We start from the raw sequence: 15,193 nt of genomic DNA on the forward strand, positions 1-15,193 counted from the left end.
AATCAATCTTCGATATGCTATGATAATCTGCGTATCTGTAAGTTCAAAAGAAACCATAAACTCAACCTTCTACGCATCTTATGAACATACTTTTTTGACTGAGGTATTGAAATTGAAGAAAAAAGAACTGACTTTTATTATTGGCATCGTGGTGTTTGCCCTGCTCCTCTGGGGTGGCATGTATCTCACCCGCCGCGGGAATTACGGAAGTATTCGAATTACCGTAAACGGCGAGGAATACGGCACCTATTCCCTTGGGAAAGATCAGGTGATCAAAATAAACGGCACCAATGTATGCGAAATAAAAAACGGCGAGGTCAAAATGACCGAAGCCGACTGCCCGGACCACCTCTGTATGAAGCAGAAAGCAGTTGACAGTACCGGTGGAACGATTGTCTGTCTGCCGAATAAAGTTGTGATTGAAGGCGAAAAAGGAGAATCCCACAATGAAGATTCCCCTGAATTCGATACTGCTGTCTGAAACTTTATCATCATTCCGGGAGAATTCTCCCTGAAAGGAACCTGCCATGAATCAGAAAAAACTTGCCAATCTCGGGCTTTTTGCCGCAGTAGCAATCATCTTTGGCTATGTGGAATCACTGATTCCCTTTTTTGCCGGAATTCCGGGGATGAAACTCGGGCTGGCCAATCTTGCAGTCCTGTTTATCCTTGAAAAATATACCTGGAAAGAAGCCGCCCTTGTTTCTGTCATCCGTATCTTTATCATCGGATTCATGTTCGGAAATCTTTTCAGTATTCTGTACAGTCTGGCCGGTGCAGCTTTAAGCCTCACTGTCATGACGGTTATGAAAAAAAAATCCGACTTCAGCATCCTCGGTATCAGTGTTGCCGGCGGTGTCTCCCATAATATTGGTCAGCTTTTGATTGCCTGTCTGATCACCATGACGTCCGGTCTGATCTACTATGCACCGGCACTTCTGATCTCCGGAGTCATTACCGGATTACTGATTGGAACACTGACTAATGAAGTTTTGAAACGTATCCACTTTTAATTTTTCAAAAATGCCCGCCACTGATATAATTTTGTTGCTCACCACCTGCAGAGGTGAGAGTCATCTCACATCTGATATAAGTCATTTACTGTAACGTAAAAACAACGAAATCGTCCGAAGACAATTTCGTTGTTTTTTTATTCTGCCTCTTTCACTGTATAGGTATTCTTCATCAATTCAAAACGGTCTTTCATCCCGGACGTCAGATACACGTTCTTATCCTCATCTACAAAGACTGCCTCCGCATTATATTTCTCAAGCAATTCTAATGCATCATCCATTCCAAGTACAAAACATGCTGTAGAAAGTCCATCTGCCAGAAGTCCGCTGTCACAGACAACCGTCACAGAGTCCAGACCATTCCACACCGGATATCCTGTCTTCGGATCAAGGATATGATGATATCTCTTACCATCTTCCATAAAGTATTTTTCATAGTCACCGGAAGTCGAAAGGAATTCTCCACCCTCCAGTGTGATCGCACCAAGGTAATCGCCTTCGACATCACGCGGATCAGTCACGGCAACTTTCCAGTCAGAACCATCCGGTTTCTCACCGTAAGCCATAACACTGCTGCCGCCAAGGTTCAGGATCATTCCTGACACATCTTCCTGTGTCTTCAGAAAATCAGAAACTACATCACAGCCAATTCCTTTTCCGGTTGCTCCCAGATCCAGAGTAGCTCCTTTTTCCAGCGTTACCTTATCGCCATCCAGAGATACTTTCTGGTATCCCACATCTTTCAGAAGTTCATCCAGCTCTGACTGCTCCGGGACATGAGGATTTTCTCCTGTTATATCCCAGAGACGAATGATCTTTCCAATCGTTGGATCAAAGGCTCCCTTCGAATCCTTCGCAAGCTGAAATATTTTTTCCAAATAGCCGGCAAGCTCATCTGAAACTTCCGTTGTTTCTCCCGATGCTGCATTCAGTTTCGCGATCTGAGAATCCTCATCCGTCCAGGAAAGATACTCTGTTTCAATATCCCGTATCTTCTGACCAATTGCAGTATTCAGGTCATCTCCTGTTGTATACAATGTTTCAGACACAACTGTATCCATTGCAAAATCCGTATTTGTATATTTCTGTATCTCTGTATCCGCCAGTACCGGAACTGCTGTCAATGCCGTGCAGAAAACTCCGCACAGCATGACAGCTGACTTCTTTTTTATCTTCATTCTTTCACCATTTCCCGCTCTTTTACCGGGCCAATCTGAATATTTTTACGTGGGCAGGTCACCTGGCAGGCATGACAGCAGATACATTCCCCTGAAAGCGGTGTATCTTCGTCAATCTCCAGATGTGCAGGGCATCTCTTCCTGCACAGTCCGCATTTTGAAGGGCATTTATCCCTGTTTCTGTTAAACAGTGCAGACGGAAGGATCGGCATCATTGCAAAAACTGCTCCCATTGGACAAAGGAACTGACAGAAAAATCTTTCCTGTGTACACATTCCGATCAGGATCAGCACCAGCAGGATAATTCCAATCTTATAAGAAGCATTTGGAAGTTTTCTTGCTGTCAGCATGGAAAAGACATCCCACGGGCTCATCCCCTGAAGGGATGCATACCATCCGGTCAGGATGGAAAGCAGAAGAAATGCCAGAAGTATATACTTCACCTTCTGAAGGATTCTGACTGCTTTTTCCGGATATCCATGTCTTCCCTTTTTATGAAATACTTTCTGTCTGATAAAAACAGTCAGTTCATACATGGCATCTCCCAGCGAACCGAATGCACATGCATATCCGCAGAAATGTCTGCCAAACAAAATCGTAACCAGAAGAAGTAATCCTGTCACATCAAGAAATGAGTTCCAGGCAATCTGCTGGTGTGCTGCAATTGCCTGAAAAACAGATTTTACTCCTGCAAATGCCGTTGAAAAAAGTGCCGGATAAAAGATAAAAAATACAAGCTGTATGGCAGCCCGGATCAAACGGACCTTTCTCTGCCTCTTTTTCATCCGTTTTCCGCCTTTCCAAGAGCATCTACAACTGCATTGATAATACCTGTAGAGCTGAATGTTGCACCTGATACCGTATCCACATCCGTACTCTGCGCGGAAATAATGGAACTGATCACGCCTTCTCCCTGTGAAAGATAAGCGGAATCCTCACCCGGTGCACTTGTCACCTGAATATCTGTGATCTCATCATTTGCAAGTGTGACCTGTACGGTGATCGCACCTCCAAATCCCTGTGCAGAACCAGTATACGTACCATCTTTGTATACATTTTCCGAATCATCAGACTCTTCTGTATCTGCAGAGTCAGCTTCCTCCGCATCCTCTTTTGCAGCATCATCTTTGTCTTTTGCATCCCTCTTTGCCTGTGCGATTGCTGCTTCCTGATTCCTCACAGCCTCCTCCAGTGCAGAGAACATCTCCGTATTCTGTTTCTCCAGTTTCTCCACGCGTTTTGTGAGCGCAGCGATCTCTTGTGATTCCTGTGCCTGCGTATCTTTTTTCTGCATAGAATTATATCCTACTACAGCGGCAAGAATCAACAGAAGACACAAAATTCTCATAATAAAATTCTGGTATTTCATCTAAAGTTTTCCTTTCAGACTCCTTATATTTTCAAGTTTTCTTTTTCACTATCGAACATTTATTATTTTGCCTGGCTGATAGCACTCTGAAATGCCTGAATCAGTCCATTTGAAGAATATGTAGCATCTGTCACTGTATCTATTCCATCGGCAGACTGTTTTCCCATGATCTGATTATAAATGCCATTCCATGCATTTGAAAATTCAGGTTCATCATCTTCTCCATCATATCCGGCTGACACAATATTTCCCCCTGACACATTAATCGTAACAGTTACCTGACCATTGAATCCTTCTCCTGTTCCCGTATAACTTCCATCTTTATACCCGGCTCCGGGTGCTGTTGTTGGCTCTGGTACTGCTGTTGGTTCCGGTGTTGCTGTTGGTTCCGGTGTTTCTGTTGGTATCGGTGTTGCTGTTGGTTCTGGTGTTGATGTTGGTTCCGGTGTTTCTGTCGGATTCGGAGTTGCAGTTGGTGTCGGTGTCGTATCTGATGTTTTTAAAGCCTGCTCTAAAGCCGATTTTGCTCCATACAGAATTCCCTCGGAAGAATATGTCGCTCCAGATACAGTGTCAATACCATCCGTACTCTGTTTTGCAAGAATTGCCGGCTGTATTACATTCCATGCATTTCTGAAATATCTTGGTGTTTCTCCTTCATTGGTCTGAGATACTTCCGTAATCATTCCATCTTTAATTGTTACACAGATATTTATCTTTCCACCATATCCAATTCCGATACCCGTATATGTGCCGTCATTATATAAAACCTTCGGGGTATCCGGTATAACCGGTGCTGGAGCGGTTGTCGGTGCCGGAGTTGGAGTTACCGTCACTTCTGGTGCCGGTGTCACATTTACCGCAGCCTGTTCCAGGGCTTTCTGTACCGCCTTAAGAATACCATTTGAAGAAAACGTTGCTCCGCTTACGGTGTCCACACCATACACTGCCTGTTTTTCGAGAATCTTTGGCTGAATACTATTCCATGCTTTATTAAAATATTCTTTTGTATCAGTGTTCGTATTTGTGATTGCGGTTATCTTTCCGTCTTTAATCGTAACAGTGACTTTTACTGGACCGTCAAATCCTTCTGCTTCTGCAGTATACATTCCATCTTTATAAGTTACCTCTCCGGACGGTTTTGTAATTTCAACCGGCGTTGTTGTTTTATTTGAAGTATTGGTATTCTTCTTGGTCGTCTTTTTCGTTGTCTTTGCAGCTTTTCCTTTTCCGGCCTTTGACAGTGCATTCTGAACTGCCTGGATGATTCCATTTGAGGAATAGGTTGCGCCGCTTACTGCATCGACATTTGGAGTCTGACCGGAGATCATCTTGCTGATCACGCCTTTGGCTGATGCAAAATAAGAGCCTGTTTCACCAGCAGCACTCAGTATTTCTATAGAAGCAATCTTTCCTCCGGAAATCGTTACCTGAACAGTGATCGTTCCACCAAATCCAGTTCCACTTCCCTGATAAATCCCATCTTTATATCCGCCCTTTGGAACAGAAGTTGTAGGTGTCGTGGTCGTTCCCTGCCCCTGCCCAGAAGCTGCTGCTGACTTTTCCGGAAGTGCTTTTGTTTTTCCTGTCGTAATTCCCGCTTTTTTTATTTTGGATTTACTTTTCTTTGTTTTCAGAATGCTGCTGTCTGCCTCATCCGTATCCTTCATTCCTCCGTCATTAAAATATGCAGTTGTCAGCAGACTCGTAAGTTCATCTGATTTTATCAGTTCATTCTCAGCTGCCTGAACTGTTTTTGTACTTTTCACTTCACTGTCCTGCTGAAATCCAGCTGCTGCGATCGCAATAATTACAGCAACTGCCGGAAGAAGTTTCATAAGATTCTTTTTGTACATATAATCTACCCCTTAACATACAAAAGAAGGGGCAGTTATAAACGGCCCCCGTTCTTTTGTATGTGTATTTTATAAAGGAATTATTTTACTGTTACTTTGAATGTCCTTGTAATTCCATTGCATTTAACAGTAATCTTTGCTGTTCCTTTCTTCTTAGCTGTTACAACACCTTTGCTGTTAACTGTTGCAACTTTCTTGTTGCTGGTCTTGTATGTAACTTTAGATACCGGTGCTGCTTTTACTCTAATCGTTGTTTTCTTACCTTTTTTCAGCTTTACAGAAGATTTTACAAGCTTGAAGGAAGGTTTCTTAACTTTAACAGTTAATTTCTTGGTGTATTTACCAACTTTTACAGTAATAACAGCTTTTCCAGCTTTCTTACCTGTGATAACACCCTTACTGTTGATTGTTGCAACTTTCTTATTGCTGGATTTGAAAGTAACTTTTCCTGTTACCTTAGTTTTGGTAACTTTGATTGTAGCTTTCTTTCCGACATAAACCTGTGAGACTTTTGCAGTGATACCAGGCTTAACTACTGGCGTCGGAGTTGCTGTTGGCTTAGTTTCATTTTTACCTGGTGTTACTGTTGGTTTAACATCTGGTGTCACTACCGGCTCTACAGGTTTTTCTTTCTTCACAAGTCCATTGATTGCTGCTGTCAGATGCTCATTAACCTGCTCATCTACTGCAGCCTGGCTGAATGCAACTGTTGTCTTATCCTTAATTGCTGCCTCAATTTCTTTCAGCATTTCCTGTGTTTCAGTAGCTTCATCTTCTACTTTCTTCCAGGATTCCTCTGTATAATCATCCTTATTGAGAGCTTTTACTTTTTCAAGTGCTGCTTTCAGTGCTGTTGTATCAATTGTGGACGGATCTGTTGGAGTCACAATATTGGTAGCTGTTGCATCAAACTCAAATGTATAGTCCTGATATCCCAGTGCATAAACGGTCAATTTCCAGTGACCTGTTCCATCTGTTCCTGCCGGAAGCTGGCATCTTACAGAATGTGTCAGACCAAGCTGAATTCCCATCATTTTATGCATCCAGTTATCAGCAGCAAATTTCGTACCATATGTTGCAAGTACTGTATTACCATTTCCATAGTAATCCCATTTAACTGCCTGCATTGCAGCACCAAGACCACCATAATTACCATTCAGATCCACACGAAGGAATTCTCCATAAGATCCACTTGCTGTTTTAACCTCTGGCTTAATTCCAGTTGCAACTTTGAGATCAGTTCCCTGAATACCGGATTCTGTTCCTGTTTTTCTTGCACTGAAAGAGAAGCTTCCATCTTCATTCTTAGTTACTGTTTTCAGTCCATTTGTGTTTACTGTTACATTTGCAGTCTCGCTGTATGCTTTCAGATTGTTTTCAGAGAAACCACCAACAAGTATTTCACCATTTTTTACTACCGGATATTTTGCTGCAAAATCTGCATAATCTTCAGCTTTTACCTGTACAGGGACATATTTAATACCTGTTACTGCATAATGATCAAGGCTTTCTTTCGCTCCGCCATTTACCTGAATAGATGCCGGAGTACCAGTCTTTCTATCTGCCGGAGTCCAGATTGCAACTGTTCCATCTGCAAGAACCGGTTCTGTACTGCTCTTCCAGTAAGATAACTGATATGCATTGCCTTCTGTTGTATAAATTGTTGCCATGCACTGATAGCTTCCTCTGTGAAGGCCATGATTTGTTGTAGCTCTTGTTACTGCATCAAATGCGCCTGTATCAGATTCATTATGAGAGTCTTTTTCATCAGATCCGCTTACGTTTCCCGCTGCGGTCACACTCTCCTGACTCCAGTATTCACCCCAGGTGAGTCCTGCGTACACATAGCTGTAAAGGCTGTAAGAGAATTCGAGATTATCATATGAACTGGATGTTACTACAAATTTTGTACCTTCTGCCAATTCCAGTTTAGAGGTATCCAGTGTTCCGTCTTTCTTGACAATCACTGTTGCACCTTTTCCTGAAGCTGCATAAGTCTTATCTCCCACTGTTACAGAAGTAATTGTTTTAATATATGCTTTTAACTGGTCTTCAGTAATTCCGTCAGCTGCTGCGATTTTATGTTCTGTCGCATCATATACAGCCGGTACATTTGCCTCTTTTGCATAGAAGGAAGCCTGAATCGGAGCATATACATCATTAGCATCACTGATCGTCAATGTATGGGAACCTGCCGCCAGTGCTCCTGTTGTAATCTTACCATCTGCATAAGCAACTTCTGTTTCGTCAACAGTATATTCTGCTAAAAATCCTTCTGGAAGAGTTCCGTCCAGAGTAACCGCTGCTTCTGTATCAGTTGTATGGATATCTGTAACAGTCGCTGTCACACCAGTTTTGGCCAGAACCTTTACATCTGCAATATCTAATGTATAAATGCCATTACTTGCATAATATGTTACGCTGTCAATTGTCTTTCCCATCATAGACTCAAAATGTTCAGAGTTGAGATGGCATCCATGACTTTCTGTTGTATATCCTGTACTCCATGCCAACTCATATCCTTTCCAGATATTTTCCTGATGGCAGAGACCATAGGTTGTTCCGTCTGTTGTATTAATAACTGCACCATACACTGTGTCAGTATCTATATTGATAATGCTTTTGAATTCAGTCTTATCAAACTTCAGCTGGTAGTCACCATAGTTGGATTTTGTTTTGAATTCAGCCTGCACCTGTTTTGTCTCCGGTGCTGCTGATTTACCTTTAATGGCACTGAATGTAAAACTTCCATCTTCACCGACTGTCAGTTCTTTGTAGTAGGATGGTTCCTCAGAAAGAACATAATAGGAATATGAGTCGCTTTCAAAAAGAGCATCTTTTCCTTTGTATTCTGTAGTAGTTTCTTTTCCCTTTATAGCTGTTGTGATACTCACTGAAGCGTTATCTTTAATCTGTTTTTTGTCCTTCAATACTGAAATATCAGATACTTTCACAGGAAAAGTCACACCAGTGATATCGCTTCCATCTGAATTTACGTGATAAGAGCCTTTTGCAAGACTGGATCTTGTCTTCTGTTTTGTTGCAGATGTGAATGTATCAACTTTCACATCATTATTCTTTAATTCTGCCTTATAAAAATCGTCATAAGGAATGTTCATGAGGACATATGCTTCGCCTTCTGTCTGTCCATCTCCAGCCTCATCAGCAAATTCATCTTCACTGACCTCTGCGCTGAAGAGTTCTTCATCAGATGTTTCTTCATCCTCTGTCACGTCCTCTGCTGCTTCTTCAACGTCTACATCTGTATCCTCTGTATCTTCCACAACATCTGTGTCCGCAGCTTCTGCACTTGCTTCTTCAATATCAGCACTTTCCTCTGCTACAGTAACTTCTGTATCAGAAAAATCTGCTGCAAAAGCTGTTGCCGGCATACTTGTCATTACGACCGCTGCACTCAAAACAACTGGTGCAACTTTTTTCATCAATCTCTGATTTGCCATTTCCTTCCTCCTCTTTATTTATACACCATTGCGTTAGCGTTTTCTAACCATTTATTTTTATACCATAACTCTTTTTTCATGTCCACAAAAATGTTAGCATTTTCTAACCAGAAATTGACTTTTTTTCTCATTAATGTTCTTATTAAAAATCATTTTCAGCAACAAAATAGCACGAAATACACTTGTTATTTTATTTTAACTTTTTCGTAATAAAAAAGCACTATGCAGTTTTTCAACCACACAATGCTTTTTTACTGATTTTTAGAATCTTGTCGGTTCTGATCTACATCTCTTCTTTTAATTTTTCGAAGGCCTCTTTGCTCTCCTGCCATGCTGCAGGTGTTCCTCCGATGATCGAGCATCCCTCATGTAAGGTAATCGGGCTGCCATCGATCTGTGTAATCTTACCTCCGGCTTCCTCCAGGATCACCGATGCTGCCGCATAATCATACGGCTGCAGTTTCAGTTCCAGATAAACGGTGTTACTTCCGGATGCTCCTCTGCAGAGTCCCAGTGCCGCAGAACCACCGCAGCGAATAGAAAGACTGTTCTGGAACATTTCTTTTACCACGCGGAATAGCCAGTCGATTCCTGCTTCATTGTATCTCGCACAGCCAAATTCCACGATTCCCTCTTCCACCGGTTTGTCAGCCATCTGAAGTCTTTTTCCATTCAGATAACTTCCGTGTCCTCTCACTGCCACATACATATCGTCCACATATGGATGATATACAAATCCGGCAATCATCTGCTCGCCATGCGCCAGACCAACCGATATACAACTGTGATGATAATCAAACATAAAGTTCGTAGTTCCATCGATCGGATCTATGTAGAAAGTAAATTCACCCTCTGCATCAGCACCGGCGTTTCCTTCCGTGTCTTCTTCCCCGAAGAAAGCAGCTCCCGGAAGAATCTCACCCAGACCTTTGATCAGAAATCTCTGGATCGCTGTATCATAATCCGTGCAGAAATTTGCAAGTCCCTCTTTTTTGTGGATATTTTCCTCACCCGGTCTCGCCTTCAACATTTTCTGTCCGGCTTCTCTTACCAGTTTCTCGATTGCAGCATATCTTGGTTCCGAACATTCCGGCGCAATCGCCTCTTCCGGAAGGCTTCCCTCTACGACTGTAACAGTTTCCGCAGTGTTTTCCACATCTGCTTCCTTCTGTGCGACATTTTTCCACGGGATAACATCCCAGCCGCCTATTCTCTTCACGCCGAAAACAATTCTTTTTCTGGTTCTCTCAAATCCCCAGTAGATCACTCCACCGAGCATTCCGCCAAGCGTATTAAAGAAAAGATCTGTCAGCTGAAACGTTCCAATTTTCAAAAAAAGCTGGCAGGTTTCAATTCCAAGTGAAAAGCAGAAACTGATCTCAAAACTGTTCAACAATACTTCCTTAATTCTTTTATCCTTTGTGTGATCTTTTTCTTCTCTCGCCCAGAAAAGAAAAATAATAAACGGCATAAACAGTATCAGATTCTCAAAATTCTCCGTATACAGCTGTCCGTTATAATGCAGTCCCCAGATTCCGATCACGTTTTCCAGCGGATTTCCCCAGACGCTCCGACAGAATAACGTACGAAAAAGCAGCATACAGGTATAAAACACAAGGAAAAAGTGTCTGCGAAACCAGCTGCTTTCTTTAAACTGCCAGATCCACGCTCTGGCTACCGGTCCAACCCCCTGCTTCCTTCCCAGCATATAGACACACATGATCAGAACCGCGATAAGCAGCGATGCGCCTGCTGCCTGATAGACTGCTCCAAGAACATCCACCAGCACATTTACAAAATACTTCATATCTTCCCTCTCTCTCCGATCAGTTCATAATAAAAAATATATTGCTGCATAATGCCTCTCATGCCATGATATCTCCTGTTCGGAAAACCTCTGCGATAATGTTCGTTAAGAACCTGCCGGATATGCGTATCGATCGGGAATGCATCCATGTGATGCAATGCAAACAGACAAATGCAGTCTGCTACTTTTTCGCCTACTCCACTGAGCTTCATCAGTTCTTTTCGTGCTCTGCGGTAATACTTCATCTGATACAGTTTTTCCAGTGAAACTTCTCCCTCCAGAATGCTTCGCGTTGTCTCCACGATATATCTGGCACGGTATCCCATTCCAAGCCTCCGCAGTTCTTCTTCTGTCGCCCCGGACAACTGCTGCGGTGTCGGAAAGGAATAATATTCGATATCTCCTGCTTTCAGTTTCTCACCATATCTGACACAAAGCCTCTCGATACAGCTCCGGATTCTGGAAATATTATTCTGCTGCGAGATCAAAAAAGTAATGATCATTTCCCAAAGATCCTGTCGCAGAATACGGATCCCATTTCCGCACTGTACTGCCGCACTCAGATACGTGTCCCTCGGATTCACCTTTTCAATATAGCGTCCATAGTCCGAATCAATATCAAAATACGGTACCCAATAACAGATAAATTCTACATCACTGCAATAAAAATTTACAATGCTTCCTGCCTGAGATATTTTCAGATATTTATCCCCGGCAACCAGTTCATATGTGTTATTTTCTGCCGTCTCGTGCATACGGAAGCACTGTCCCGACCGGCAGATTTCTCTCAGGCTGAAATTATCCAGCTCTACTGTAATCATGTTTTTCTCCGATCCCTTAATTACTGACTTTCGTAATTTTTACATCTGGTGTCTCACTACAACTGTTCACTTCGTTCACAGTCGTTGGTCAAAATGCATTCCAAATCACCTTCGGTGATGGCATTTTGCCCCGTATGTCTCGGGATTTTGCCATATTCATGGCAAAACACCTCGCGGAATACTACCTGTAAATTATAATTGATGCCTCACCACAATGTACTCATCCCCATTACGATAATACGGACATTCTTTATATTCTGTACTGATAAAGCGGTAGTATTCATCCTCATCCAGATTCACATCGCAGTAATAGCTTTCACTTTCTTCATCATATACATAATTTGCACAGTAATCACAGCTTGTTGCACTCAAAACAATTCCTCCAACAGATTTATTTTACACCAGATTGTTTTCTGACCGATTCTGTTTATTCCCAAATCTTCCATGGAGCCTGTCCACTCTGCCACAATGTCTCCAGAAGATTCTTTTCACGCAGAGTATCCATACACTGCCAGAATCCTTTGTGGCGATATGCATTCAGCTGTCCCATGCGGGCTGCCTCCACGAGCGGTTCTTTTTCAAATACAGTCTGGTCTCCTTCGATCAGCTCAATAATGGACGGCTCCAGCACCATAAATCCGGCATTGATCCAGCCTCCGTCTTCTTTTTTCTTCTCTTTAAAATTCGTGATCGTTCCATCATTCTGAATATCCAGGATACCAAATCGTCCTCCCGGCTGTGCTGCTGTAATCGTCGCCATTTTACCATGGGAGCGGTGATATTCCAGAAGTTCTCTGATATTTACATCTGCAACTCCGTCACCGTAAGTGAGCATAAACGTATCTCCATCCAGATACTCTTTTACGCGTTTGATACGACCGCCGGTCATAGTATTCAGACCTGTATCAACCAGCGTTACCTTCCATGGTTCCAGCACGTTATTGTGCACGATCATTTTATTTTCCTGTGTAAAATCAAATGTGATATTGCTGTTATGAAGATAGTAATCTGCAAACCACTCCTTGATCACATGCTGCTTATATCCACAGCAGATTACAAATTCATTAAAACCATACGCAGAATACATCTTCATGATGTGCCATAAGATCGGCTTCTCCCCGATCTCGATCATTGGCTTTGGCTTAAGATGACTCTCCTCACTGATCCTTGTCCCAAAACCACCCGCTAAAATAACAACCTTCATATATCTTCTCCACTTCGTACTCTATAATCTCTCTAGTAACCCTATTCTAATACAAACCCCTGCAAAAATAAACCCTAACCTTTCCCCATTAAGCTTCTATCACCAATCCCGTTGTGCCTTTAGCTTTCTTAATCTCAATAGTCTCCCGGTTCTTTCCCTGCCCATATAAAAACTTCAGAATAAAAAAACGTCCTTCCTGCATCTGCTATTCAGACGCCTGAAGAAATTTGTAGAAGTACTTAAGAAGAAAATAATATTTTACCCCGAAAAATGATGCTGTCTGAGCTTTGCGAGTTCATCATTTTTCGGGGTGCTTTTTATATTATTTTATTCTGCTAGTACTTCTGAATTTCTGAATTGTCTGAAATACAGATGCAGGAATGACGTTTTTAATGTTATGAATTTTTTTACTCCTTATGCTCCTCAGCCCACAGCTTCTCCGCAACCGGAGCCCACTCCTCGGCATAATGAACACACTTACTGCAAAGATGTTCTGCTGTCTCCTGAGACTGCAGATCTGTTGAATGTGCACCACTTTCTTTTACGATACGCTGCAGGATCTCTGGATTCTCAAGCATCGGGCATGGACGAAGCATGTTATCGTTAAACGGCTGGTTGTTATGGTAAGCCATGAATAACGGCTGTTTCAGAATCTCAAGGATTGTATTCTCATGAATGTTTCCATTGGAATAATGGATAAATACACAAGGTTCTGCATCACCATTTGCATTGATGTGGAAGTAGTTTCTTCCTCCGGCGATACATCCACCAACAAATTCCCCATCATTCTGGAAGTCCATAGTGAAGATTCCAGGGCCATGTTCCATGTTACGGATCTCTCTTACACGGTTCTTCACATAAACACGCTGTTCCGGATTCAGCAGCAGATCAACAGATGCTGCATTTCCAACCGGCATGTAATGGAAGTACAGAGCATAACGGCAACCCTTATCAACAAGCATCTTAATAAACTCATCACTGGTAACGCTCTTATAGTTGGCACTTGTATAGCAGATTGATGTACCAAATACAAGTCCATGCTCTTTCAGCAGATCCATGGCATGCATAACCTTATTGTACACACCTTCTCCACGACGCATATCGTTAACATTCGGCTCACCCTCAACGCTTAAGGCAAGAAACAGGTTTCCAACTTCCTGCATCTGTTTGCAGAGTGCTTCATCAACCAGTGTTCCATTTGTATATGCAAAGAATACACAGTCATTGTGTTTTCTGCAGAGTTCGATGATGTCTTTCTTTCTTACCATCGGCTCTCCACCTGTCATCATATAGAAATAAACTCCCAGTTCTTTACCCTGTGTAACGATTGAATCCATATCGTCAAAGGACAGGTTCAGCTTGTTTCCGTATTCTGCTGCCCAGCATCCTGTACAATGCAGGTTACATGCACTGGTAGGATCCATCAGAATGATCCACGGGATATTACATTTATGTATTTCTCGCATCTCATGAATTGTTTTTGTTCCATTATAGAAAGCTTCAAATCCAAGATTCATCAGAGTTGTCTTCAGAACATTAGGATGGAGTTCCTGTACCATGGAAGTTATATAACGATTCAGTGTATATTCCGGATTACAGGCAACTTTCCTGAGATAATCCCAGTTCACACCCTTTCCAAAATCTTTTAAATACTTCTCAGCAGTGTCGACAATTTTCTCATAAGCTGTCTCAGGATTCTTATTCACCTGATCAACAGCATAATCCATTACTCCTGCGAAAACCTTCTTAGCTGCTGCATGTTTAATCTTGTTCATTGGTATTTCCTCCATCTCTGGCAATATTTTTTTATCTTTCTACATTATATTCAGATAAACTTTCTATTTTCAATGGACAAAAAATGGTCAGTGGGGAAATTTCCCCACCAACCCATTATTTAAGCAATATTATTACTACGTTTAATCTATATGATATACATAGGAATCTTTTCTTGGTGCAGCCTTCGGTGCCGGACCGTCCGCATAACCCAGAATGCAGTGTCCGATCCCTTCATAATCACCTTCGATTCCAAGGGATTTCAGGATTTCTTTTCCTTCTTCACTTTCAAATTCTTCTTTTGCTCTGTGGATCCAGCAGCTTCCGATTCCCTGCTCTTCTGCTTCCAGCATCAGATTTCCCATAACAAGACTTCCGTCATAGACACATGTTGGTCTGCTCTTATCAGCCAGCACGATCAGAACAACCGGTGCTCCATAAAATGGATCCATATTATCAACGCCCATAATCTTTGCATTCATTGCAGAAAGCTTATCACGAAGTTCTTTGTTCGTTACAGCAATGATGATCGGAGACTGTTTTCCCATTCCTGTTGCCGCATAAGTTCCTGCTTCGATGATCTTCTCCAGCTTATCCTGTGGAATCATATCACTCCTGTATTTACGGATACTTCTTCTGCTTTTGATTTTGTCAAGTACTTCACTCATGATAAATACCTCCCTGTGATCATTTATTTAGTGGGTGTTCTCA

General features: G+C 42.2%; 13 protein-coding genes. 2 read left to right on the forward strand and 11 right to left on the reverse strand.

Annotated features, from left to right (window positions below; all coding sequences use genetic code 11):
* Nucleotides 1–112: 112 nt before the first annotated feature.
* The gene (locus LI112_RS01785) at nt 113–481 is read left to right on the forward strand and encodes a NusG domain II-containing protein (RefSeq protein ID WP_227190145.1); all 369 of its coding nucleotides are present in this window, start codon (nt 113–115) and stop codon (nt 479–481) included.
* Between the two features lie 46 nt (nt 482–527).
* Nucleotides 528–1,013, forward strand: a complete 486-nt coding sequence (locus LI112_RS01790) for a Gx transporter family protein (RefSeq protein WP_005428412.1) — start codon at nt 528–530, stop codon at nt 1,011–1,013.
* Between the two features lie 137 nt (nt 1,014–1,150).
* On the opposite strand, the gene LI112_RS01795 is transcribed toward LI112_RS01790, so the two are convergent.
* From LI112_RS01795 to LI112_RS01845, 11 genes are all read right to left on the reverse strand, one after another.
* The gene (locus LI112_RS01795) at nt 1,151–2,191 is read right to left on the reverse strand and encodes an FAD:protein FMN transferase (protein WP_227190146.1); all 1,041 of its coding nucleotides are present in this window, start codon (nt 2,189–2,191) and stop codon (nt 1,151–1,153) included.
* Nucleotides 2,188–2,976 carry a 4Fe-4S binding protein gene (locus LI112_RS01800; RefSeq protein WP_227190147.1) on the reverse strand — a complete coding sequence of 263 codons (789 nt, stop codon included), beginning with the start codon at nt 2,974–2,976 and terminating at the stop codon, nt 2,188–2,190. Before LI112_RS01800 ends, LI112_RS01795 begins: the two co-directional genes overlap by 4 nt.
* Entirely contained in the window at nt 2,973–3,560 is a 588-nt protein-coding gene (locus tag LI112_RS01805; protein WP_227190148.1) for an FMN-binding protein, read from the reverse strand. Before LI112_RS01805 ends, LI112_RS01800 begins: the two co-directional genes overlap by 4 nt.
* A gap of 62 nt (nt 3,561–3,622) precedes the next feature.
* On the reverse strand, nt 3,623–5,416 hold the full coding sequence (locus tag LI112_RS01810) for an FMN-binding protein (RefSeq protein WP_227190149.1): 1,794 nt from the start codon (nt 5,414–5,416) through the stop codon (nt 3,623–3,625).
* Between the two features lie 80 nt (nt 5,417–5,496).
* On the reverse strand, nt 5,497–8,877 hold the full coding sequence (locus LI112_RS01815) for a penicillin-binding Tp47 domain C-containing protein (RefSeq protein ID WP_005428419.1): 3,381 nt from the start codon (nt 8,875–8,877) through the stop codon (nt 5,497–5,499).
* Between the two features lie 283 nt (nt 8,878–9,160).
* Nucleotides 9,161–10,684, reverse strand: a complete 1,524-nt coding sequence (locus tag LI112_RS01820) for an inositol monophosphatase family protein (protein WP_227190150.1) — start codon at nt 10,682–10,684, stop codon at nt 9,161–9,163.
* Nucleotides 10,681–11,505: a DNA-3-methyladenine glycosylase gene (locus tag LI112_RS01825; protein WP_044926275.1), complete on the reverse strand. Its 825-nt coding sequence runs from the start codon at nt 11,503–11,505 to the stop codon at nt 10,681–10,683. Before LI112_RS01825 ends, LI112_RS01820 begins: the two co-directional genes overlap by 4 nt.
* A gap of 192 nt (nt 11,506–11,697) precedes the next feature.
* The gene (locus LI112_RS01830) at nt 11,698–11,877 is read right to left on the reverse strand and encodes a DUF6472 family protein (protein ID WP_055065862.1); all 180 of its coding nucleotides are present in this window, start codon (nt 11,875–11,877) and stop codon (nt 11,698–11,700) included.
* 55 nt (nt 11,878–11,932) lie between these two features.
* Nucleotides 11,933–12,709 carry a glucose-1-phosphate cytidylyltransferase gene (gene rfbF / locus LI112_RS01835; protein ID WP_005428430.1) on the reverse strand — a complete coding sequence of 259 codons (777 nt, stop codon included), beginning with the start codon at nt 12,707–12,709 and terminating at the stop codon, nt 11,933–11,935.
* Nucleotides 12,710–13,116: 407 nt separating this feature from the next.
* Nucleotides 13,117–14,484: a radical SAM protein gene (locus tag LI112_RS01840; RefSeq protein ID WP_227190151.1), complete on the reverse strand. Its 1,368-nt coding sequence runs from the start codon at nt 14,482–14,484 to the stop codon at nt 13,117–13,119.
* A 141-nt stretch (nt 14,485–14,625) separates the two neighbouring features.
* Nucleotides 14,626–15,150 (reverse strand): nitroreductase, encoded by a 525-nt coding sequence (locus LI112_RS01845; protein ID WP_005428435.1) that lies wholly within the window; start codon nt 15,148–15,150, stop codon nt 14,626–14,628.
* Nucleotides 15,151–15,193: the final 43 nt, after the last annotated feature.

It is taken from the genome of Blautia sp. 210820-DFI.6.14, assembly GCF_020558815.1.
In the GTDB taxonomy this organism is placed as follows: Bacteria; Bacillota; Clostridia; order Lachnospirales; family Lachnospiraceae; genus Blautia_A; species Blautia_A obeum.